Below are 22,721 nucleotides of genomic sequence, written 5' to 3' on the forward strand. Positions count from 1 at the left end.
GATGGAGACCTAAGAGATATGGATGACGCGTTCAAACCGTCCCGCCGGGCCTTCCTGAAAGGCAGTGCAGCGGTCGCCGCAGGATCAGTTGCGGGTGCGGCAGTGGCAGACACGCCCGATCCTCTGATAACAGAGCTGCAGGATTGGGCGTCTTACACAGGTGCCGGTGTCGATGAGTCACCTTATGGCATGCCGATCAGTTTTGAATCCCATGTTGTGCGCCGCAACGTGGAATGGCTGACCGCCTCTCCGATTTCGTCGATCAACTTTACACCAATCCACGCGCTTGATGGCACGATCACTCCGCAAGGTTGCGCATTTGAGCGTCATCACTCGGGCGCGATCGAGTTGCGCAAGGAGGATTATCGTCTGATGATCAACGGGCTGGTCGATCGCCCGCTTGTATTTACTTACGACGACATCGAGCGGTTCCCGCGCGAAAACCATGTGTATTTCTGCGAATGTGCGGCGAACACCGGTATGGAGTGGGCTGGTGCTCAACTCAATGGCGTCCAGTTCACCCACGGCATGATTCACAACATGGAATACACCGGCGTTCCGCTGCGGACGCTGTTGCAGGAAGCAGGCGCTGATATCTCACCCGACAAATGGGTCTATGTTGAAGGCGCAGACGCGTCATCCAATGGCCGCTCCATCCCGATGGAAAAAGCACTGGATGACGTGTTGGTGGCTTTCAAGGCAAATGGTGAAGCGCTGCGCATGGAGCACGGATATCCTGTGCGACTGGTTGTTCCTGGCTGGGAAGGCAACATGTGGGTCAAGTGGCTGCGCCGGATCGAAGTCGTCGATATGGCGGTCGAAAGCCGTGAAGAAACATCAAAGTACACCGATGTCTACGCCGATGGCACAGCCCAGAAATGGACTTGGGTGATGGATGCAAAATCCGTCATTACTTCACCCAGCCCGCAAATGCCCATCAAACACGGACCGGGACCCTTGGTCATTTCCGGGCTTGCCTGGTCAGGCCACGGGCAAATTTCGCGGGTTGATGTGTCCAAGGACGGTGGGATTACCTGGGAGACAGCGCGTCTTGGCAAGCAGGGCGACAGCAAGGCTTTGACGCGCTTCTATCTCGACACGAACTGGGACGGAGCACCAATGCTTTTGCAGGCCCGGGCGATAGACGAAACCGGCTATGTTCAGCCGACCAAAGACCAACTGCGCGAAAAGCGCGGAGAGAACTCGGTCTACCACAACAACTGTATCCAGACTTGGTACGTGAGCGCAGAAGGGATCGCTGAGAATGTCGAAGTCTCTTAGTCATGTTTTCCTGCCCGTATTTGGCGGCACAGCGTTGGTGCTTGCGGCGGCTGTGGCTATTGCGAACCGGAATTACGGCCAATCGCAGATAGAAACCCTGGAAACCCGGATCAGCCAGGTTGAGGCGCACGCAGCGAAAGCCCAGGAAAACGCGCAAGCAGAGGCCAGCCGGGCTGCCGAACTGGTGGCCAAGGTTGAAGAAATCCAGACAGCGGCGGCCGAGCGGGTCGCAACCGGGATGAACCTGACCGCACCCGCGCCCAGCCAGGATGGCACTTATGGGCTTGGACGTCCTGCTCTGGAGGAAGAGATCGCGGCATGGGACGTTGACGTCTTGCCCGACGGGCGTGGCTTGCCGGTTGGATCAGGCGATGTCTGGACCGGAGAAGAAGTGTTTGTCGACCGTTGCGCGTCTTGTCACGGCGAGTTTGCCGAAGGTGCCGACAATTGGCCTGTTCTGGCAGGTGGTTTCGATACACTTGCAGATGAAGATCCTGTAAAAACCGTTGGGTCCTATTGGCCGCATTTGTCCACCGCCTGGGATTACATTTCTCGGTCGATGCCGTTTGGTGAAGCGGGCACGCTGACAGCGGACGAGACATACGCAATTGTCGCCTACATCCTTTATTCCAATGATCTGGTGGATGACGATTTCGTTCTCAGCAACGAAAACTTCGCCGATTTCGAGATGTACAATATGGACGGTTTTGTTGTCGATGTTCGACCCGAGACGGAATACGCGGAATGGCGAGAAGAGCCTTGCATGGTGAACTGCAAAACAGAGGCATCGGTTACTATGCGTTCTGTCTTTCTGGTTGAGACGCCACCAGAAGGCGGTTCGAATTCGGTCATGAATGAAGCCAGCGCGGACGGGTTGCCGACGTTCACGGCGGAAGGGCCCTCGTTCATTCCAGCCGCAGCGCCAAAGCCTGAGGAAGAGGCCGCCGCAACACTGGCTGTTCAGGAAATCGAAGAGTCTGACCAATCAGCGGACCTTCTCGCCGCCGGAGAAAAGGTCTTCAAGAAGTGTAAGTCCTGCCATCAGGTCGGTGAAGGTGCAAAGCATAGCACGGGACCAGCGTTGAACGGAATTATTGGGTCCAACGCAGGGTCGGTAGAAGGTTTCAAATACTCCAAAGCTATGAACGCTGCGGCCGAGACAGGTCTCATTTGGACTGATGAAGAAATGGCGGCCTTCCTGACAAAACCCAAAGACTACATGAAAGGCACGCGCATGTCTTTCGCCGGGCTTAAGAAACCAGACGATATTGAAGCTGTGATCGTCTACCTAAAGTCGTTCGGAAGCTGATCATGCGGTGGTCGTTCCTTTTAACCTGCGCAACGGTATTGGTTTCGATCGCTCCATCGACCCACGCAACAGAAGACCTTGGCGACGCGGAAGCAGGGAAAGTGGTGTTCGCCCAATGCCAAGGCTGCCATCAGGTCGGCGAAGGAGCCGAAAACAAAATCGGGCCGCACTTGAACGGTGTTTTTGGGCGTAAGGCCGCAGGACTGGAGGGTTTCAACTACTCCAAGAGCCTTGTGCGCGCGGGCAACTCGGGTCTGGAATGGCACGCTGACACACTGTCCGCCTACATCGAAAATCCACGCGCATTTGCGTCAGGCACGAGGATGAGTTTTCGCGGTTTGAAGGACCCGGAAGACCGAGCCAACGTGGTCGCCTATTTGCGGGCGTTTTCTGACAATCCTCAGGACATCCCAGAAGCGGACCCAACGGCGAAAGGAACGGATCATTCGATCGATCCCGCGATTCTGGCGATACAAGGAGATCCTGAGTACGGCGCATATCTCAGCAGCGAATGTACAACATGCCACCAGATCGAAGGAGGCGATGAGGGCATTCCTTCGATTGTGTATTGGCCTGACGAAGACTTCGTAGTCGCTATGCACGCTTACAAGGACAAACAGCGGCCACATCCAGTCATGCAAATGATCGCCGGGCGGCTGAGCAATGACGAGATCGCGGCATTGGCCGCATACTTCAATAATCCAGAGTGAAAGTGCCTAAGGGGAGGAAACGCGATGACACTCAATAGACGAGTATTTCTTGGAGCCGCCGGGGTCGTGGCCGCCGGGCTATCTGCTCCGATGGTGCTGGCTCAAGGCAAGCCCCGAGTAGTGGTTGTTGGTGGCGGTGCGGGCGGTGCAACTGCCGCGCGGTACATCGCAAAGGACAGCAAAGGAGAGGTCGACGTGACGCTGATCGAGCCGTCTCGGACCTACTACACCTGTTTCTTCTCAAATCTTTATCTGGGAGGTTTTCAGGAGCTATCGGACATCGCCCACAGCTATGGCACGCTTGCCGCGAACTACGGTATCAACGTTGTGCATGATTGGGCCACTGGGGTCGACCGCGATGCCAAGACGGTTTCCTTGGCGGGTGGCGGGTCAATTCCCTATGACAAGCTGATCCTAAGCCCGGGTATCGACTTTGTAGATGGAGCGGTCGAGGGCTGGGACGTCTCGGCCCAGAATAAGATGCCGCACGCTTACAAGGCCGGTTCTCAGACAGAGCTTTTGAAAGCGCAAATCATGGCAATGCCTGAAGGTGGTACCTTCGCGATGGTCGCTCCTCCTAACCCCTTCCGTTGCCCGCCCGGGCCATATGAGCGGATTTCGATGGTTGCGCATGTTTTGAAGAAGAATAATCCGACAGCAAAGATCATTGTGGCCGACCCGAAGCCAAAGTTCTCGAAAATGGCGTTGTTCCAAGAAGGCTGGGGAAACAACTATGAAGGAATGGTTGACTGGATCGGCGAAGATTTTGGCGGTGGCAATGTATCCGTGAATCCGGATGCAATGACGGTGACCATCGACGGCGAAGAGACAAAGGTCGATGTCTGCAATGTAATCCCAGCGATGAAAGCCGGCCGCATTGCGGAAATGGCAGGAGTAACCGACGGCAACTGGGCACCAGTAAACGCTGCGGACATGTCCTCCAAAGCCGATCCGGACATATATGTTCTTGGTGACGCCAGCCAGCAGGGCGACATGCCGAAATCCGGTTTTTCGGCAAACAGTCAGGCAAAAGTATGCGCGAACGCCGTGCGAGGTGCGTTGACCGGGTCTAAAGTATTCCCGGCCAAGTTCTCGAACACATGTTGGTCGCTGATCGATACCAACGATGGCGTTAAGGTTGGCGCAACCTACGAGGCGACACCTGAGAAGATTGCCAAAGTTGACGGCTTTATTAGCCAGACCGGAGAAGATGCCGACCTCAGGAAAGCAACTTACGAAGAGTCTCTTGGTTGGTACGCCGGTATCACGTCGGACATGTTTGGTTGAGGCAATCGGGGGCTTTGACCGGTGTCAAAGACCCCGATGATCAATCTGAGAAAATGCGGTTCAGGAGGAGGACTTAAACCATGAAACACTTTATCGCCGCAGCCGCGTTTTCCACTGTTCTGGCGAGCCAAGGGCTTGCAGAAGAGATCATCACTACCCCCTTCGACGGTAGTTTTGATGACGCGACATTTGCAGTCGAGTCCGCGATTGTGGGACAGGGACTGGTCATCGACTATGTGAGCCATGTTGGGGAAATGCTGAATCGAACAGGCGCAGATGTTGGCAGCGACAAGCAAATATTCGCGGCCGCGGATATCTTCATTTTCTGCTCGGCAAAAGTTTCGCGCGAGGTCATGGAGGCCGACCCAATGAATATTGGCTTCTGCCCCTATGGGATTTTTGTAGCCGAAGACGACAATGGTGTGATGGTTGGATACCGAAGCTATCCTGATGGACCAATGCAAAAGGTTCAGACCCTGTTGTCCGGGATCGTAGAAGAAGCCGTTGGGAACTGAAATGAACTACCAGCAGTTTTTTCGTGGTCAACTCGACCAGCTTCAAGAGGAAGGGAACTACCGGGTCTTTGCGGATCTCGAAAGGCAGTGTGGCGCGTTCCCGACAGCGCGTAGCTACGCGGAAAATGGTCCCGAGAAAGTCACTGTATGGTGCTCTAATGATTATCTGGGGATGGGTCAGCACCCCAGTGTTATTGCAGCAATGCACAAGGTGATCGATGAGTGTGGTGCCGGGGCAGGCGGAACGCGGAATATCTCTGGAACCACCCACCAGCATGTTTTGCTCGAGCAGGAGCTTGCTGACTTACACGGCAAGGACGCTGCATTGCTGTTCACCTCCGGGTACGTCTCGAACTGGGCTGCTTTGGGAACCTTGGCGTCTCGCATTCCTGGCATCACAGTCCTGTCTGACGAGTTGAACCATGCCTCGATGATCGAGGGCATTCGCCACAGTCGGTGCCAGAAGCGTATCTGGAAACACAACGACGTGGCGGACCTTGAAAGGCACCTTGCTGAATTGCCTGCCAATGCACCGAAGCTCATTGCGTTCGAAAGCGTCTATTCCATGGATGGCGACATTGCACCAATTGCCGAGATCTGTGATCTGGCGGATCGCTATGGCGCGATGACCTATTTGGATGAGGTTCACGCGGTTGGGCTTTATGGGCCGCGCGGCGGAGGCATAGCTGAGCGCGAAGGCCTGATGGATCGGCTAACCGTCATTGAGGGGACATTGGGCAAGGCGTTCGGCGTAGTTGGTGGATACATCGCGGCGTCGAAAGAGCTGGTGGATTTTGTCCGATCCTTTGCCAGTGGTTTTATCTTCACCACTGCATTGCCTCCTGCCGTGGCCGCAGGAGCTGCCGCTTCGGTTCGGCACCTGAAGCAAAGCAATTCGGAACGACATTTGCACCAGCAGCGCGTGCGCGAGGTACGAGACAGGCTAGACGATTTGGGTATTCGGCATACACCGAACCCAAGTCACATCATTCCGGTCATGGTCGGCGATCCGGTCAAGTGCCGCTTCATCTCTGACGTGCTGATGCGTGACTATGGAATTTACATCCAGCCGATCAACTATCCAACCGTTCCCAAGGGAACGGAACGTCTGCGGATTACACCTTCCCCAGTGCATTCCTCCGAAGACGTGGATCGACTGGTATCTGCCTTGGGTGAGTTATGGACGCAATGTCAATTGGCCCGCAGGCCAATGGCCGCGCAATGACAATGACAGCTTGACCGAAGACAAGGACGCGCAAGCAACGAAGTGAGAGTTTCTGTTGATGGAAAGGCTCATCGATTTGTTGGGAGACCCTGGCGCTTTGGCATTAGCCGGTGCGCTTGTTGGTATCCTATTCGGCGTGACGGCCCAGAAGTCTCACTTTTGTTTGCGAGCGTCGACCGTCGAAGTCGCTGAAGGCGAGCTGGGTCCTCGCCTGGCGGTTTGGCTGATCGCCTTCACCGCAGCGCTCACCTTAGTACAGGCCTTTGTCGCGTTTAAGTGGTTGAACCTTTCCGAGACACGCGCGATCGCGTCGACGGGCAGCCTTAGCGGAGCAATAATTGGTGGGGCGATGTTCGGCGTTGGTATGGTTCTGGCGCGTGGGTGTGCATCTCGCCTGTTGGTATTGGCCTCCTGCGGTAATCTGCGCGCCCTGATTACAGGATTGGTTTTAACCTTAGTGGCTCAGGCTGCTTACACCGGCGTTCTTAGTCCTGCCCGCGAATTGCTATCCGGGATCTGGACTGTCTCAGGAGGCGCCTCGAGAGATCTTTCAGAAATACTTGGATTTTCACCAGTGGCCTATACAGCCGTTGCAGCTTTGGGGTTGGTTTCGGCAATTGCATTTGCGTTCCACCGGCGCGTTGCGCCTATCAGGATCATAACAGCCGCCGGCGTTGGTTTGGCGGTGGCGCTTGGCTGGTTGATGACATTTGCGATCGCGCAAGCATCTTTTGACGTCGTGCCCGTGTCGTCAGTCACATTTACCGGACCGGCCACGGATACACTAATGGCGTTGGTTGCGGAGAGGAACGTCGTTTTGTCCTTCGGTATCGGCCTTGTTCCAGGCGTAGCAATCGGTGCCGCAGGCTCAGCCCTAACTGCAGGGGAGTGGAAGATCGAACGTTTTGGCCCTGATACTCCGATGGAACGCTACCTTGCTGGAGCTGTTTTCATGGGGTTTGGAGCCATGCTGGCCGGAGGTTGCGCCGTGGGCGCAGGGCTTTCGGGAGGGTCCGCCCTGTCATTGACGGCGTGGCTTGCCGTTTTCTTCATGTGGGTCGGAGCGATCAGCACGCATAAGTTATTGAGGCGAATACCTGTTCTTCAAACGTCCTGAATTATTCGAATTCCATTTGTTCAAATACCCGACCGGCATTTTTTGTCGCCAGTTCCTCAAACGTGTCCAAATGGGCGAAAGGTGATTGATCGACATAGTAAGCCTCGGCCAGATCACCGCCGGCATCCATATGCTCTTTGATCTTGCCGCGCAGGTAGATCAGGTAGTCGCGTGTATAACGGCGCACCTGATCCATGTTCGTCGGATGGCCGTGGCCGGGGATGACAAATGTGGCTCCCAAAGCTTCGAACTCGTTGTCCCAGGTCTCAAGCCAATCCGCAGTATAGGTCTCTTGAAAGATCGGCAGCATTCGCTCGTGAAACGCCATGTCACCCGCGATGACAAGGCTTTGGTTCGGCAGCCAAACCGATATATCACCGGGGCTATGGGCCGGCCCGAGATATTTGGCCTCAATCCGGAAATCACCCATTTCAACAACGTATTCATCCTCGAATGTCTCGGTTGGGCCTGTCAGGACGGTTCCTGCCGCTTTGTCCTGATTGTACCGTTGCATTCCCTCAAGGATCTGAGGGCCATATTCCTCGAATTCAGCCGCAGCATCCGAATGGGCGATGATCGGAATGCCGAGCTCTGACCAGTATGCGTTGCCAAGCATCGCGTGCCCCTGACCATTCTCGTTAAAGACAAGCTTAACCGGCTGATCCGTGATTGCCTGAATTTCTTGGTGAAGCGCTTCAGCAAGCACATAGGCCGCGCCGCCGTTTATGACGACCACGCCCTCCCCGGTTACGATAAAACTGAGATTGTTGTTATGACCAGAGTTCTCGTAGGTCGGCGGTGCGGTTGCACCAATGGCGGAATAGACGCCGGGGATGTATTCGACCGGTTTGGAATACAGCACACTTTTAGGGTATTGGTCTGCAATATCCTCGCTTGCCCAAGCTTGTGTGCCCAGGGCCAAGACAATCGCCAGCGATCGCATCTTTATGGTTCTCCAATGAACTTATAAGCAGACCCAGTCTTCTCGACCCGGCCGATTCCACCGTTCGGCAGGTGGAAACCAATTGTTTTCATTTGCTCGTGGGAAATCTGATCCAGCAACGAATTCCGAGTTGCTGCGGCCGCCTGTGGATCCTGATCCGTCCCGCCGGGCCAGTCGGGGCGTTCAAAAGCTACGTGTGGATTTCCCAACGCGTCGCCGACAACCATCACGGATTCACTGCTGCTGCGAATTTCAAACGCCATGTGACCGGGCGTGTGTCCATAGCTTGCGCGCGCGGCGATACCGGGAAGGATCTCTTGCCCGTCGTCAAAGAACGCGACCTGATTCTCAATTGCTGCCATACGCCGCTTTGCGCCTACTGCGAACGCAGCGCGATCTTCTCCAATGGTATCCACTGTTGAGGGGTTCCACCAATAATCCCACTCCTTACGGCCAAAGTGATGCGTGGCGTTCGGGAACAGAAGGTCGTCGAAATCATCCAAAACGCCCCAAATGTGATCCGGGTGCGCATGGGTGAAGATCACGTGCGAGATGTCTTCGGGCGACAGGTTGGTTGTTTCAAGAGCTTCCAGAAGCTTACCAGAAGTGGGCATGAAATCTGGCCCAGCTCCCACATCGAACAGCACCGTGTTTTGATCATCTCGATAAAGCGCCACGTTGCACTCTGGCTCGTATTTGGTCGCGTCCACCTTGTAGTTGTCCAAAAGCTGCCTGAGTTCTGCCTGCGGCATGGCGCCAAAGACCATATCCGGAGGCAAGGACAGGTACCCGTCTGATATGGTTGTCATGCGAGCCGAAGCACCGAGTTGTAACTCTGCCCTCACGAACCTGGATTGTACTCCAAGCGCTGCGATACAAGCGGCGCTATACAAGAATCTGCGTCGTGAAAATGCATCTCCATTCATACACAATCAATAAAATGAATGTTTTGATTTGTAAATGAATAAAGATGCAGATGGATGGAATTTCGCCAAGCTATCTGCGGGCGGGGGCGCTTTGCAGATCAGCTTTTGGTCTCTCCCTTAGGAGCTCACAAGCGAGATTGGATCGCGAATTGTGTTGGGCAATCGGTGCGAATTTCTTTGGGTTGCTGCGCGCAAAATTTGTAAATGATTTTGAGAAGCGACGCGAACGCGTTCGCGGCATCCTACACGCTTGTGGGTTTGCACATAACACTTCGTGCACCCCATAAGTTTGCGTAGTTTGTCCATAGTTTTGCGCTGCGTGATTGTCTGCCTTAGCGGTGAATTGAATCAGTTTTGGCGTAGTCGTTGCGGTTATGGTCCTGTGCGTTGCTCGATGCCGCAAAGGGCCTCCTTAAGGAACCTTGGATTCTCGCGAAGGTCTGCGATGCGTAGAAAGCGGACTTTGCGAAGTCTAGCTTGAGCCCAAAACGGAAATGCACTGAATTCAAGCACAATTGACTTTTGCGGCTTTCGGATAAAAGGGTTGTGAGTTTCCTTCTTTAATTCGAAGTACCCAAAATCATGCCAATGTGGGAGTGCTGACTATGAAAACAGCGGTTGTGACCGGCGCTGCAGGAGGGATGGGTCAGGCCATCTGCCGACAACTGCGGGCAGATGGGTTCCACGTGTTTGGACTGGATCTCAACGAGGAGGGCCTAGGTGAAATGGCAGCGGAGTTAGGTTCGGATTTCACGCCTATCTGCGTTGACTTAACGGATCCCATTGCTATCGCTCATACGTTTGATGGAATTAGGTCAGAGTATGGTGGTCTAGATGCTTTGGTAAACAACGCGGGCACCTGCTTCATGTCTGACTTCCCGCACATTCTGCCCGAAGAACTCGAACAGCAGATGGCAATCAACTTTAACTCTGCATTCAATTGTTGCCAGCAGGCGGTTCAGTTGATGTTGGAACGCGAAGGCGTCAAGAAGATTGTAAACATCTCATCGAATGGAGCTTACAATTTCGATGTGTTCGACCCTCCCCATTACCGGGCGTCAAAGGCTGCGATGGATACCCTAACGAAAGACCTCGCCCGTCGATATGCACATGAAAAAATCTGCGTAAATTCGCTGGCTCCTGCCATGACTGAGACACCGTTGTTCAATGTCTTAACCAAGGACGTCTTGGAGAAAGCCGTTAGTGCCATGCCGCATGGTCGCGCGATGCTACCTGAGCAAATCGCCTCTTGGGTTGGTTTTCTCATTTCGCCGGCTGGTGACGTTTCCAGTGGAAATGTGATTGTTCTGAACCAAGGGCGCGACGTCAGATAACTCTGAGGTGCGACATCACTTTTTGGGAAAATGGTCCACAGCTTGGGATCAACGGTAGACTTCTGGAGCTTTCTTCAGAACGGGCCACTGCTTTGGACAATGCCCGTAAATTACAAAGGCATCTCGCTCGGATGCCAGACGCATCAACCTGTCTGCGCTGGCAATCGCTGAATCCTCGTCCCAAGACCCGGCAAACTTCTCGTCGATTTCTGTTGGTCGGGAAATCGCATCACTGGTTAGTAAAACCGTCCCTGACGGAAGATCGACCATTACCGCGATCTGGCCAGGCGCATGACCGGGTGCCATCAAAACGAAGATACCTGGCGCAATCTCTACGTCGTCATCAACAACCAGGTAATCCTGATCGGGCCATTCCAAAGGCCGCATATCGCCCCAGTACAACGGGCGGGGTAAGGCTCGCTCCGCAGCAGAGATAAGAATTGGACTGCTTGGAAAGTCGCCCAAAGCGCCGATGTGGTCGATGTGGGTGTGCGTACAAATCTGTAGTGTAATGTCTGACGGAGTAAGCCCGAGTTTTGCCAGTTGTGCGCTTGGCAGGTTGTCTGGTTCACACTTCAAGACCTCGCCGAACTCGTACAATCGATCTTCTTTGACTGCGGCGTCGGTATCGGTCGCGTATTTTTCGGGAAATCCAGTGTCGATGAGTATAGCTTCTCCCAAATCTGTCCGAATGAGAAACCCGCAGATCCCTATGATACGGCCAGTGGAATGGACCTTGAACAGACCGTAGTCCAAAACTGCTAGGTCAATCGGTCGCCCTTTGACAAATCCCTTTGCTTGCACAGACTCTCTCCCGGATTGACTAAAAGGATTTTGAGTAGAGCATGAAAGTCAAGATACACACACTTTTTCAATACCTACTGGATACCACAGAAGCGGATCCAGATGCCTTCATTGGGTTTTCCTTGTCCGCGTCGCCGCTTTTGGGTGAGTTCATGGATGCGCTGGATCCAGCGCTGCCGTTGGATTGGAACCAAAAGAGCTTTCGGGGTCTGCCTGCTTTACGACGACATGTCTTGGACCGCGCTGGCTTGTCTGATGTTTGCAAGCCAGACGACGTCCTGATCACCGCTGGCGCAGCAGAAGCCAATTATCTTGCATTCATGCAATTGGTCCAACCGGGCGACGAAGTCGTAACGGAACGCCCGGGCTGGCCACAAGCGGGCGTATTGGCAGAGGCAGTTGGCGCGACGCTAAAAGTTGTCGACCGAGAAGAAAGCTCTGGTTGGGTATTGCCGCTAGACGAAGTTGAGTCCGCAGTAACAGCGCGCACGCGGCTCATCTTTATAACCAACCCCAATAACCCCACCGGGCAGTTGATGACACAAGCAGAGCTGGAAAGGCTTGTCCAAATTGCAGATCGCGTCGGCGCTTGGCTGGTTGTTGACGAGGTTTACGCGGGATTGGAGTGGGACGGGTCTCGCGCCCCTTCGATCGCCGGTTTGTATCCTAGGGGTATCACGACGGGCAGCGTTTCCAAGGCATTGGGTCTTCAAGGGCTGCGCACCGGCTGGATGATATGCCGTGATCCTGATCTGATTTGGGACGCTATTGTTCTGCGGGAAAACTCTAGCGAGATTATGAATATTCTCGGCGAAGTTATTGCCGAAATTGCCCTGCGGCCTGACCGATACAATCAGGCTATAAAAACTGCGCGGGCAGCAGGGATTGAGACACTGGAAAGCCTTGATCGGTATGTTGCCGATCAGCCCCGCCTGAATTGGGTCAAACCTCAGGCTGGATTGATTGGATTGGCACGGCTCGACGGGATTGATGGCGATGTTTTTGCCAAACGCTTGCTCGCCGATCCCTATCGGACATTTCTTTTGCCGGGCTCGTCTTACGGGATGCAAAACCACATCCGACTGGGTGTGGGGGGAGGGGCTGCTGCCAACCTTGACCTTGGCCTAGAGCGCATGGGCGAACTGTTGGCGAACTGGTAGACATAAGACGCACATTTCGGTTTCTCGGTCTGCAACGCCGGTCAAAAAATGCCGTCCGCTCAAAGCTGATACTAAGCTCAATTGTGGTGCAAGTTCACCCGCCATGTGCTGACAGCTTTTCTGCTAGAATAGCGTTGGTCGCGCGCTAGTTCGAAGATGGAACAACCGATTCATAACCAAGGTTCGAAATGACAGGTTGGACAACTGAAAACGTCCAAGACTATCCGCGACCACCTGCGCTACGGGCTGTACCCCATCGGGTGCGGATCGAACTCGGCGGTCAAACCATCGTGGAGACCGATCAGGCGTTTCAGGTTGTCGAAACCCATCACGCCCCTACGTATTATATGCCGCCGCAAGACATTGATGCCGTTCTGACAAAGACCTCGGGTAAATCGTACTGCGAGTGGAAGGGTGTTGCGAGCTACTGGGACGTTCAGAGCGGGGCGGCCGCGGCAAAGAAAGCTGCGTGGAGTTATGCTGCACCAACCACCAGATTTGAACAGATTAAGGGCTATCTCGCCTTTTACGCCGGACTTATGGACGCTTGTTTTGTTGGTGAGTACCGGGTGATCCCACAACCCGGGGACTTCTATGGAGGCTGGGTCACCGAAAACTTGAAGGGTCGCATCAAAGGTGCTCCGGGAACGGAATTTTGGTGAGTATTGATGACCGACCCTAAAACCTCGCCTTCCCCTTTGGCTGTTCCTACAAGCCGTTTGGTCCGTGTTGCCGGTTTGAGCGGCATGACGGCAGGCATTGCGGGGAACGTGGCAGTCCGCGCGCTAAGAGAGATCGGTCGCGGTGCGCGACCCGATATGCGTGGTTTGCTGATGACACCCGGCAACGTGACACGCGTTGCGGATCAGCTTGCGCGTATGCGTGGGGCCGCGATGAAGGTGGGTCAGTTGATTTCGATGGATGCAGGTGAGGTCTTGCCGTCTGAACTGGCTGACATCATGGCGCGACTGCGAGATCAGGCGCATTTCATGCCGCCGAAACAATTGCGTGACGTCCTGAACCGAGCCTGGGGTCCAGATTGGCGAAAATCCTTCCAAGCCTTCGATGTAAGGCCCATAGCGGCAGCGAGTATCGGGCAAGTACATCGTGCGACATTGAAAGACGGGCGCGATGTGGCGATCAAAGTGCAGTATCCGGGAATAGCTCGTAGTATCGACAGCGATGTGGCCAATGTCGCGACTCTGGTTCGCATGTCAGGTTTGCTTCCCAAGAGCTTTGATCTGGATCCGTATATCCAAGAGGCGCGAAGTCAACTGCATGAAGAAACCGATTATGAACGCGAGGGACAGCACCTGCGCCACTTTGCTGACCTCTTGCAGAATGATGAAGCGTTTGAAATCCCGGAGTTCTATCCAGATTGGAGCACGCCAGAAGTTCTAACGATGTCCTTTCTGGAAGGTCGCCCTATCGAAGCCGTGGGTGATGCGACCAGCGAGGACCGCAATCGAGTCTCAGAAGCCTTGGTCCAGCTCACGCTGCGCGAGGTTTTCGAGTTCGGGATCATGCAAAGCGATCCGAATTTTGCCAACTACCGATACAACCCATCCAATGGAAAAATCAGTCTCTTGGATTTTGGCGCGGCACGCGCACTGCAACCATCTGCAATAGATGGATATGTGGATCTGTTGCGCGCCGGTTTGCTTGAAGACGGTGCGGCGCTTCGTAAGGCTGCCATACAACTGAAGCTTATTGAAGGTGATGGCCCATTTGACGACCGAATCCTTGGAATGATCCGCAGCGTTTTTGACGCAATCCTATCCGCGAATGAATTTGATTTTTCTGATCGAACGCTCTCCAACCACCTGAACAAAGAAAGTATGGCCCTGGCCGCGGCCGGGTATATCCCGCCCCAGCTGCCAATGGACATTCTTTACCTTCAGCGAAAGATTGGGGGTATGTTCTTATTAGCCACGCGATTAAACGCCTCGCTTCCCGTGAAGACGCTTCTTGAAAAGTACGTCATCTGAACGACCACAATTTACTCCAAACCAGCAAGCCGAACAATTACAAACCAGTGTCACCGATATGCGCGACCAACCCAAAACAATGCGCAAGTGCGATGCGAATGTTGCCAGGCTCGGGTTCGAGAACCCCTTTGACGAACCAAACCCGGCTTTAGAAATGACCATCGTGTAAGTTGATCACGTCGACGAACCCGTCCTGTTAACCGGCTCCGCTCCGACCCGATACGCGATCCTCGAAAACGTCGGCCTTAGGGGCAGGAAAATCCGGTATGCAAGCTCTAGCAGAGGCGTTACCCCCGGAATGCTTGCCACACGTGCTAGCCAACGCCATTTGGGTAAAGTGCCCCAGAGTTCCGTGAACCCGCGCGCACCGGATACAAGTTCTCCATCTGGTCGACGCACAGTGAATCGATCCATTGCTTCTTGCCGCGTTAGATTTGCATCAATAAGAGCATTGGATTTTGAAACGTCAACGAACCGCACACGTTCAGCGCCCTCGCAAGAAGCATAGTGCCTGATCTCAACGGAGCAAAGTGGGCAAGATCCGTCGTAGTACACCGTAGTAAGAGATTGACCGGCATCATCAGATGTGAGCGCAACCTCATCATTATCCGAATTGTACATTTTGTTTGGCCTTGTCTCTTGGGTTTCGCCCATACGTTCGCAAGAGCTAGCGCAAAAACCGAAGAAACGAGGGGTCACCAGCTGCACTCAGGTGCGTTATGAAGCCGCAACTAAGGATGCTGTCAGCCAAACTTAACGCTTTGGACGCGCAAACAAGATGGTTCTGTTTGAATATTGCTTTCTCTCGTTTGCAGTGATCTGGGGGTGAATGGTTTGGGGTGCACTGCCAAGAATGCCGACGCTGCTTTGCAGCGTAAAGTTCGTCGGGGTGGTCTCTTTAACGTGTGCTCAGAAATCAGACGTTCGAACAAAGTAGAGTTTGGCTAACCCGTTTCTTTGCTTGGTGTTTTAGAGCTCGGAGCCGTCACTATTCGATTTCACGTTTGCCTAGGTCCCGTACTCCTGGCCAAGCTCTCATCAGTGAGTTCGCGGCAACTTCCGACCTTCAAGTGCCTAAGGCCAATTGCGTCTGTGCAAATGCCACGTCAACAGCGAAATGCGGAGGAGATTGGAACAAAGATCCATTGTTTGCGGCCATGCGTACAATATTTGAAAAACGGAGGTTTCGTGCAGGTCGTTTGGTTCAAACGGGATTTACGGGTAAATGATCACCCGGCACTGGCGCAAGCGTCCGAGGCCGGGCCAGTTGTGCCGCTCTATGTTGTTGAACCAGAGCTTTGGCAGCAACCCGACGCGTCAACTCGGCAGTGGAACTTTGTTGCTGAGACAATTGCGGGACTGCGACAAGACCTTGGGGAACTTGGCCAGCCTCTTGTTGTGCGCACCGGGCAAATTGTGTCGGTCCTGTCCGAGTTGAAGGATCGCGGTCTGGTCGACGCTCTTTGGTCACACGAGGAAACAGGAAATTGTTGGACGTATCAGCGGGACCGTCAGGTCGCGGCATGGTGCAGGGATCATGGTGTGCAGTGGCACGAAGTGCAGAACCACGGCGTTTTTCGCAGGCTCAAGTCTCGCGACGGCTGGGCGGAAGGTTGGGACAAGTTTATGGCATTGCCCGTTTCGTCACCAGTTGCGCTAGAGCCTATCGACATAGAACCGGGGTATATTCCCACGGCGCGCGATCTCGGCTTGCGGGATGATCTGTGCGTTGGTCGTCAGGTCGGGGGACGAGCTGCGGGTTTGGAACGGCTGAACAGTTTTCTGACCCGCCGTGGCAAAAGATACCAACGCCAAATGTCCAGCCCCTTGGCGGGGGCCGTCACGTGTTCGCGGCTGTCGCCCCACTTGGCTTGGGGCGCGCTTTCGATGCGCGAGGTATCGCAAGCGACTGAAAGGCAAAGACGCAGACTGCCGCCGCAAGCAAAGGACTGGCGCAAATCGCTTCGCTCGTTTTCGGGCCGATTGCATTGGCATTGCCATTTCATTCAGAAACTCGAGGATGAGCCTCGAATTGAGTTTGAAAATCTGCATCGGCTCTACGACGGGCTTCGACCAAAAGCGCCAGAAGGCGCGCTTTTGGCTGCTTGGTCCAAAGGCGAAACGGGATATCCGTTTTTGGACGCATGCATGCGGTCGTTGCAAGCAACGGGGTGGCTCAATTTTCGGATGCGCGCAATGGTGATGGCGACTGCGAGCTATCATCTTTGGCTGGATTGGAGAGCCCCCGGCCAGCATTTGGCGCGCATGTTTACCGACTATGAGCCGGGCATTCATTGGAACCAGGTGCAAATGCAATCAGGCACCACCGGCATCAATACCGTGCGCATCTATAATCCAGTTAAGCAGGGCTATGATCAGGACCCACAAGGGGTTTTCATTCGGACATGGTTGCCGGAACTGGCCAATGTTGCGGATCGGCATATCCACGAACCCTGGAAAGCCCCGGACGGGAAACACATCATCGGAGCGCATTATCCAGAGCGTATTTTTGACCATCTCGCAGCAGCCAAAGCCGCGCGCGAGCGGGTGTGGGGTGTCCGCCGAAGTGCGGCATTTCGCTCGGAAGCGCGCGACATCGCGACAAAACACGCGAGTCGAAAGACCAGGCGGACTGCTCGCAAAGATGCGCGGTCGTCTCAGGATCAAGAGCAACTCGGCCTGCCTTTGGGGGACAAATGATGAGGATGCGGAAGAAAGCCGATTTGCCCCAGAAAATCTACCCGGTCTGCCAGCGCCCTTTCACCTGGCGCAAGAAATGGGAAAACGTTTGGGATCAAGTGAAATACTGCTCGAAGAAATGCAGGTCGGCCGCATGACCGAGATTTTTCCCGAACTTGCAGAAGCGAAAGAGACGTTCAGTTTCAAGCCCACACGAACCCATGGCCTTAAAAGGTTGAAGCAGTTCGTGGGACGCGCCGGTCGTCATTATGCAGGTAAGCGGAACTACGATTTTGGGACCGATCAGCGCAGCAATGTATCGGGTTTGTCACCTTGGCTGCGCCACCGTTTAATAACGGAACAAGAGCTACTGGCAACTGTACTAGCGTCCCATAATTCCGACGCGGCGGAGAAGTTCGTACAAGAAGTGTTCTGGCGCACATACTTCAAGGGCTGGCTGGAACAGCGGCCCAGCGTCTGGGCACAGTATCAGCGGGATCTGTTGAACGCTTGTGAGAGGCTGGCAAATGATGCGGGCCTGGACAACCGTTTCAACGATGCAGTGAATGGCAATACCGGCATCGACTGTTTCGATCATTGGGCACGGGAACTGGTGACGACCGGCTACCTTCATAACCATGCGCGAATGTGGTTTGCATCCATCTGGATTTTTACACTCCGCATACCCTGGCAGCTTGGCGCGGATTTCTTTTTGCGGCATTTGCTGGATGGCGATCCCGCGTCGAACACGCTGAGTTGGCGATGGGTTGGCGGATTGCACACGAAAGGCAAAACCTACCTCGCGCGTCCGGACAATATAGCCAAATACACCGACGGACGGTTTCAACCAAAAGGCCTCGCCAAATTTGCGGAACCTCTGACCGAGACAGCAGAACACCCGCTCATTCCGCTTTCGACGCCGCAAAAGCCCCCAGAGGGCCCTTACCTTATGCTGTTGATCGAGGATGATCTGTCCGCCGCGCGCTTAATGCCAACATCGCCTGCTGCCGCGATTGGACTTTTGGCGACGCGTGGCCGGTCTCCGAACCCGATTGCAGGCGCCGTAACGGATTTTGCCGAAGGCGCGATGAACAGCGCCCTGGAACCTCACGGAAAGCGCCTGCAATCCGCCGAGGACTGGAGTGGTCCGTTGATCGAGGCAGCACGGAATGCCGGTGTCAAAACCATTGCGACAGCCTATGCGCCTGTCGGTCCCACTCGGTCACGATTGGATCGTGCGGAACCCCTATTGAGGGACGCTGGCCTGTCTTTGAACCGGATAATACGACCTTACGACGCTTTGACATGGCCTCATGCAAAGGCCGGATTCTTTGGTCTTCGAAAGAAGATTCCGTCGCTTTTGGGCCAATTGAACCTGGCCAGCCAACCAAGGCCATAGCCCGTGTCCACTGCCGCTCTTCTGCTTCCCAATCAATTGTTTGCCCAACACCCGGGTCTGGTCGCCCGACCAGACATTGTTGTTCTTTTCGAAGACCCGTTGTTTTTTGGCGATGCGTGTTATCCGGCCAAGATGCACAAGCAAAAGCTGTGGCTGCACCGTGCCTCTATGGCGCGCTATCGCGATAGCTTGATCGCCAGAGGATTTGATGCAGCGATATGGCCCTTTGAGCGGCAGCCGGGCGCATGCCTGCGCCTGTTTCAAAGCCTGCGTGACCGTGGTGTCAGCCAATTGATCATGGCTGATCCAGTAGATTTCATTGCTGAACGACGAATACGGGCGGCGGCCGCCAAAACCAACATCACGCTCGATATCCTGACATCGCCTGGGTTTTTGAACACGCAAGCCGACAATCTGGATTTGTCTGCCGGTCGCAAACGCTGGTTCATGGCAGAGTTCTACAAAAGCCAACGTCGCCGTCTGAATGTGTTGATGGAAGGCGATCAACCAACCGGCGGACAATGGAGCTTTGACGAAGAGAACCGCAAAAAAGTGCCCAAAGCGCTGTTGAATAGCCTGCCATGGATCGATTGGCCCGCCCATGACGCCGTTGATGAAGCCGCAAAAGCAAGCGTTCTTGCTGAGTTTCCAGATGCATTGGGCAGCTTGGATACGCTGTATTACCCGACATCACACAAAGCTGCTTCCGACTGGCTGGCGCAGTTTCTTGAACGGCGTTTCGAACGTTTTGGCGACTATGAAGACGCCATTGTTGAGGGCAAAAACTGGCTGTGGCATGCCGTTCTCACACCTGCTTTGAACATTGGATTGTTGACACCGAAACACGTTTTGGATGCTGCCCTGGCGCATGCGGGTCGCAAGGGCATTCCCCTGAATTCGGTAGAAGGTTTTATCCGCCAGATTATTGGCTGGCGTGAGTTTATGCGTGCGACCTATGAAAGCCTGGGTGTGCCAATGCGAACGACAAATCATTGGGGTCATCACCGCGCCATACCCCGTGCTTTTTACGACGGAACCACTGGTATTGATCCGCTGGACGACACGATCAAAAGGGTGCTTAGGACAGGGTATTGCCACCATATTGAACGTCTCATGGTTCTGGGCGGTTTCATGTTTCTGTGCGAGATTGATCCCGACGATGTCTATCGCTGGTTCATGGAAATGTTCGTCGACAGCTATGATTGGGTTATGGTTCCCAATGCCTACGCGATGAGCCAGCATGCCGATGGTGGGTTGATCACCACCAAACCGTACTTTTCGGGTTCAAACTATGTTCGCAAAATGAGCCACTGGAGCAAGGGGCCATGGGCCGATGTATGGGACGGGCTTTATTGGCGCTTTATCCTGAAACACAGTGATAAACTTGCTGGCAATCCGCGATGGGCGATGATGTGCCGTACGGCCGAACGGATGTCGCCAGAGGTCAAGACCAAGCATGTATCGACGGCTGAAGCCTTTCTGAGACGGATGGAATGAGCATGAACTCTGCGGTGGCGCATGACTGATATTGAGGTCGTATCCAGTGATCAGCTTTGGGACTGGCTGAGCACGCATTTTGCCCAGCGTGAGAGCGTCCGACTGATCACGTGGAAGGCCGCACATCCACAGAAATATGTCAGTCGGGACGAGGTGCTGGATGCGCTTATTGCGCATGGTTGGATTGATGGAAGACGATTTACAGTCGACAAAGACCGGACGGCGCAACTTATCAGCCCGCGAAAACAACAAGCGTGGTCTAAAAGTTACAAGGACAGAGCAGAGCGCCTCAGGCAAAACGGCTTAATGCACCCCGCAGGAGAGGCTTCTATACAAGCCAGTAAAGCGTTCGGGCTTTGGAATTTTTTTGACGACGTCGATGCCCTGATCGTTCCAGATGATTTATCAGTTGAATTGGACCTAGATAAATGGGAGCAATTGCCCCCGTCTTACCGACGCAACGTCCTGCGGTGGATTAAGGTCGCAAAGAACCCAACAACGCGCCAAAGGCGGATCAATAAGACGGTCGCAACCACGCACGCTGGTGAAAGAATGCAGCAAATGTAGCGCCGTCAGGTCTGTTCTGGGTTCCCAATCGGAGCTTGAGCTTTCGTATCGAAACGGAGCAATGCAGCCAAAATTATGGTTTAGATCAGCCGCCTCGGAAGTCGCCGTTTGCTTACGCAATGTACTTTCGTATTTGCAGAACCACAGTCCAAGTTCGAAGCCTACTCACCTGGAGGCTTGGCGGAGATGTCAATCATAGAAGTGGACGTTGGTCGCGATGATGCGTTCGTCGGCTTGCGTCATGTTTTCTGAGTCTTGGCAGCGTTTGTTCTAGCACCCGTTTTCGTGGCGGCTGTCAATCGGCATTGAACATTGACCCCCTATCGGCATCCAATATTGACCCCGGTTGTGCTGAGCAGGCCCGGCGCTGCGTAGCCCTCATATAGCGCAGCGGCGGCGGGCCTGCGGGGTTTCGGATTGGCGCTATGCGCGGTTCTTGAAGCGCCAGCTTTCGTTGCCGGTCTCGACGATCTCGCAGTGGTGTGTGAGCCGGTCGAGCAGCGCAGTTGTCATCTTGGCATCGCCGAAGACACTGGGCCATTCGCCGAAGGCCAGGTTGGTGGTGACGATGATGGATGTGCGTTCGTAGAGCTTGCTGATCAGGTGGAACAGCAATTGACCGCCGGTCTGGGCGAAGGGCAGATAGCCCAGTTCATCGAGGATCAGGAAGTCGAGGCGGGAGATGAGGTCAGCGGTCCGACCTTGTCGCTCGGCGCGGGCCTCGGCATCAAGTTTGTTCACCAGATCGACCACGTTGAAGAACCGCCCGCGGCGACCTGCCCGGATGCACGTCCTGGCGATGCTGACGGCGAGATGGGTTTTGCCGGTGCCTGTGCCGCCGATCAGGACGAGGTTGCGTTGGTGGTCGAGGAAGTCCCCGGTGGCCAGGTCGCGGATCAGGGTCTCATTGACCTCGGCGGCTTCGAAGTCGAACTCTTCCAATTCCTTGGCCAGCGGCAGTTTGGCGATGGTCATCTGGTATTTGACCGAGCGGGCCTGCTTCTCGCGGATCTCGGCGGTCAGAAGATCCCCTATGATCCGCTGGGGCTCGTGCTGGCGCTTGACGGCGGTGGTCAGCACCTCGTCATAGGCGGCCCTCATTCCGTAGAGCCTCAGCTTTCCCATCGCATCGATTACGTCGGATCGTTCCATTCTGTGTTCTCCTCAAGCTGTCATATCGGTTGCAGTCGGCAATGGGCTCGCTGGCCAGCTTCAGCGCATCCGGCGTCGTAATTGTCAGGGGCGGTGGCGGCTCACGGTGCCGGGCCAGGATGTTCAGCACGACGCCAGCGGAATGAACGTTGTGCGACAGGGCTTCGGCACAGGCGGCCTCTACCGCCTCAAGGCCATCGGTCAGCACGGCGCTCAGAATGTCGACCATCTGCCGGTCACCGCCAGGCGACGTTCCAGCTTGCGCCACACGCGGCGGATGGGCACCGGCAGGTCCCATTCCTTGAAGGGTGCCCCGTTGCGCAGAGCTCCGGGTTTGCGGGCCAGAACAGGGATGTAATGCAGGGGATCGAAGATGGTCTTGTCGCGCCCGAAGGCACGCTCGTGCTGGCCGACGATCCGCCCGTCCTGCCAGCATTCCAGCCGGTCGGCATACGCCCTGATCTCAACCGGCCGCCCCACGGCGCGGGCATCGACCGAGTATCGGTTTTTGTCGAACCGCACGAGGCAGGTCTTGGACACCGATGCAGGAACTGCATGGAATCCATCGAAAGGGCCGACGTAAGGAACAAGGCTCGGGCGCTCTTCTTCGAACACCTCCCAGATGGTCTTGTCGCGCATCTCGGGATGTTTGTTCGCCCTCGCATAATCCAGGCACCGGTCTTCCAGCCAGGCGTTCAGCTCGGCATAGGATTTGAACTTCGGACGCGGCACGAAGAACCGGCGCCGGATCACCCCCACCTGGTTCTCGACCTGGCCCTTCTCCCAACCGGACGCAGGCGTGCAGGCCACGGGGTCGACCAGGTAATG

General features: G+C 54.9%; 21 protein-coding genes and 1 pseudogene. 16 read left to right on the forward strand and 6 right to left on the reverse strand.

From position 1 onward, the window contains the following. Nucleotides 1-18 precede the first annotated feature (18 nt). The 7 genes from soxC (at nucleotide 19) to GS632_RS13795 (ending at nucleotide 7,444) form a co-directional block, all read left to right on the forward strand. Nucleotides 19-1,281: a sulfite dehydrogenase gene (gene soxC, locus GS632_RS13765; RefSeq protein WP_171181845.1), complete on the forward strand. Its 1,263-nt coding sequence runs from the start codon at nucleotides 19-21 to the stop codon at nucleotides 1,279-1,281. Further along, nucleotides 1,265-2,590 carry a c-type cytochrome gene (locus GS632_RS13770; protein WP_171722148.1) on the forward strand — a complete coding sequence of 442 codons (1,326 nt, stop codon included), beginning with the start codon at nucleotides 1,265-1,267 and terminating at the stop codon, nucleotides 2,588-2,590. Before soxC ends, GS632_RS13770 begins: the two co-directional genes overlap by 17 nt. Before the next feature lie 2 nt (nucleotides 2,591-2,592). Continuing rightward, nucleotides 2,593-3,300, forward strand: coding sequence for a c-type cytochrome (locus tag GS632_RS13775; protein ID WP_171181841.1), 708 nt, complete (start codon nucleotides 2,593-2,595; stop codon nucleotides 3,298-3,300). Between the two features lie 24 nt (nucleotides 3,301-3,324). Next, the gene (locus GS632_RS13780; RefSeq protein ID WP_171722149.1) at nucleotides 3,325-4,587 is read left to right on the forward strand and encodes an NAD(P)/FAD-dependent oxidoreductase; all 1,263 of its coding nucleotides are present in this window, start codon (nucleotides 3,325-3,327) and stop codon (nucleotides 4,585-4,587) included. An 80-nt stretch (nucleotides 4,588-4,667) separates the two neighbouring features. Beyond that, complete coding sequence (locus GS632_RS13785; protein WP_171722150.1) at nucleotides 4,668-5,102, forward strand: DUF302 domain-containing protein; 435 nt, start codon at nucleotides 4,668-4,670, stop codon at nucleotides 5,100-5,102. 1 nt (nucleotide 5,103) lies between these two features. Further along, nucleotides 5,104-6,327, forward strand: coding sequence for a 5-aminolevulinate synthase (gene hemA / locus GS632_RS13790; RefSeq protein ID WP_171722151.1), 1,224 nt, complete (start codon nucleotides 5,104-5,106; stop codon nucleotides 6,325-6,327). Nucleotides 6,328-6,385: 58 nt separating this feature from the next. Beyond that, nucleotides 6,386-7,444, forward strand: a complete 1,059-nt coding sequence (locus GS632_RS13795) for a YeeE/YedE family protein (protein WP_371810080.1) — start codon at nucleotides 6,386-6,388, stop codon at nucleotides 7,442-7,444. A gap of 1 nt (nucleotide 7,445) precedes the next feature. Here GS632_RS13795 and GS632_RS13800 read toward each other — a convergent pair whose 3' ends face one another. Continuing rightward, nucleotides 7,446-8,387: an MBL fold metallo-hydrolase gene (locus tag GS632_RS13800; protein WP_171722153.1), complete on the reverse strand. Its 942-nt coding sequence runs from the start codon at nucleotides 8,385-8,387 to the stop codon at nucleotides 7,446-7,448. A gap of 2 nt (nucleotides 8,388-8,389) precedes the next feature. After that, on the reverse strand, nucleotides 8,390-9,196 hold the full coding sequence (locus GS632_RS13805) for an MBL fold metallo-hydrolase (protein ID WP_253284473.1): 807 nt from the start codon (nucleotides 9,194-9,196) through the stop codon (nucleotides 8,390-8,392). Between the two features lie 722 nt (nucleotides 9,197-9,918). On the opposite strand from GS632_RS13805, the gene GS632_RS13810 reads away from it, so the two are divergent. Next, nucleotides 9,919-10,647, forward strand: a complete 729-nt coding sequence (locus tag GS632_RS13810) for an SDR family NAD(P)-dependent oxidoreductase (protein ID WP_171181827.1) — start codon at nucleotides 9,919-9,921, stop codon at nucleotides 10,645-10,647. Nucleotides 10,648-10,695: 48 nt separating this feature from the next. Here GS632_RS13810 and GS632_RS13815 read toward each other — a convergent pair whose 3' ends face one another. Next, nucleotides 10,696-11,451, reverse strand: coding sequence for an MBL fold metallo-hydrolase (locus GS632_RS13815; RefSeq protein WP_171722155.1), 756 nt, complete (start codon nucleotides 11,449-11,451; stop codon nucleotides 10,696-10,698). A 41-nt stretch (nucleotides 11,452-11,492) separates the two neighbouring features. Here GS632_RS13815 and GS632_RS13820 point away from each other — a divergent pair, with 41 nt between their 5' ends. The 3 genes from GS632_RS13820 (at nucleotide 11,493) to GS632_RS13830 (ending at nucleotide 14,599) form a co-directional block, all read left to right on the forward strand. After that, nucleotides 11,493-12,611: a pyridoxal phosphate-dependent aminotransferase gene (locus GS632_RS13820; RefSeq protein WP_171181823.1), complete on the forward strand. Its 1,119-nt coding sequence runs from the start codon at nucleotides 11,493-11,495 to the stop codon at nucleotides 12,609-12,611. A 188-nt stretch (nucleotides 12,612-12,799) separates the two neighbouring features. Then, nucleotides 12,800-13,273, forward strand: coding sequence for a DUF427 domain-containing protein (locus GS632_RS13825; RefSeq protein WP_171722156.1), 474 nt, complete (start codon nucleotides 12,800-12,802; stop codon nucleotides 13,271-13,273). A gap of 6 nt (nucleotides 13,274-13,279) precedes the next feature. Continuing rightward, entirely contained in the window at nucleotides 13,280-14,599 is a 1,320-nt protein-coding gene (locus GS632_RS13830) for an AarF/ABC1/UbiB kinase family protein (protein WP_171621201.1), read from the forward strand. Nucleotides 14,600-14,773: 174 nt separating this feature from the next. Here GS632_RS13830 and GS632_RS13835 read toward each other — a convergent pair whose 3' ends face one another. Then, nucleotides 14,774-15,253, reverse strand: a complete 480-nt coding sequence (locus tag GS632_RS13835) for a thiol-disulfide oxidoreductase DCC family protein (RefSeq protein WP_371810083.1) — start codon at nucleotides 15,251-15,253, stop codon at nucleotides 14,774-14,776. 534 nt (nucleotides 15,254-15,787) lie between these two features. Here GS632_RS13835 and GS632_RS13840 point away from each other — a divergent pair. Genes GS632_RS13840 through GS632_RS13860 form a run of 5 tightly spaced genes read left to right on the forward strand, consistent with a single transcriptional unit; the run spans nucleotide 15,788 to nucleotide 20,741 of the window. Then, the gene (locus GS632_RS13840; RefSeq protein ID WP_371810081.1) at nucleotides 15,788-17,299 is read left to right on the forward strand and encodes an FAD-binding domain-containing protein; all 1,512 of its coding nucleotides are present in this window, start codon (nucleotides 15,788-15,790) and stop codon (nucleotides 17,297-17,299) included. 5 nt (nucleotides 17,300-17,304) lie between these two features. Continuing rightward, entirely contained in the window at nucleotides 17,305-17,436 is a 132-nt protein-coding gene (locus tag GS632_RS13845; protein WP_371810082.1) for a DUF2256 domain-containing protein, read from the forward strand. Continuing rightward, the gene (locus GS632_RS13850) at nucleotides 17,433-18,677 is read left to right on the forward strand and encodes an FAD-binding domain-containing protein (protein WP_171722159.1); all 1,245 of its coding nucleotides are present in this window, start codon (nucleotides 17,433-17,435) and stop codon (nucleotides 18,675-18,677) included. The genes GS632_RS13845 and GS632_RS13850 overlap by 4 nt, the downstream gene beginning before the upstream one ends. Before the next feature lie 3 nt (nucleotides 18,678-18,680). Continuing rightward, a complete protein-coding gene (locus GS632_RS13855; RefSeq protein WP_171722160.1) occupies nucleotides 18,681-20,174 on the forward strand; it encodes a cryptochrome/photolyase family protein in 1,494 nt (497 codons plus the stop codon). Nucleotides 20,175-20,195: 21 nt separating this feature from the next. Further along, nucleotides 20,196-20,741, forward strand: a complete 546-nt coding sequence (locus GS632_RS13860; RefSeq protein WP_171722161.1) for a YdeI family protein — start codon at nucleotides 20,196-20,198, stop codon at nucleotides 20,739-20,741. A 423-nt stretch (nucleotides 20,742-21,164) separates the two neighbouring features. On the opposite strand, the gene istB is transcribed toward GS632_RS13860, so the two are convergent. Further along, on the reverse strand, nucleotides 21,165-21,893 hold the full coding sequence (gene istB, locus GS632_RS13865) for an IS21-like element helper ATPase IstB (RefSeq protein WP_171182000.1): 729 nt from the start codon (nucleotides 21,891-21,893) through the stop codon (nucleotides 21,165-21,167). Beyond that, nucleotides 21,826-22,721, reverse strand: a pseudogene (locus GS632_RS13870) (IS21 family transposase); the annotation flags it as partial. The gene istB and the pseudogene GS632_RS13870, both read right to left, overlap by 68 nt.

The sequence above is a fragment of the Ruegeria sp. HKCCD7296 genome (assembly GCF_013110775.1).
Lineage (GTDB): Bacteria > Pseudomonadota > Alphaproteobacteria > Rhodobacterales > Rhodobacteraceae > Ruegeria.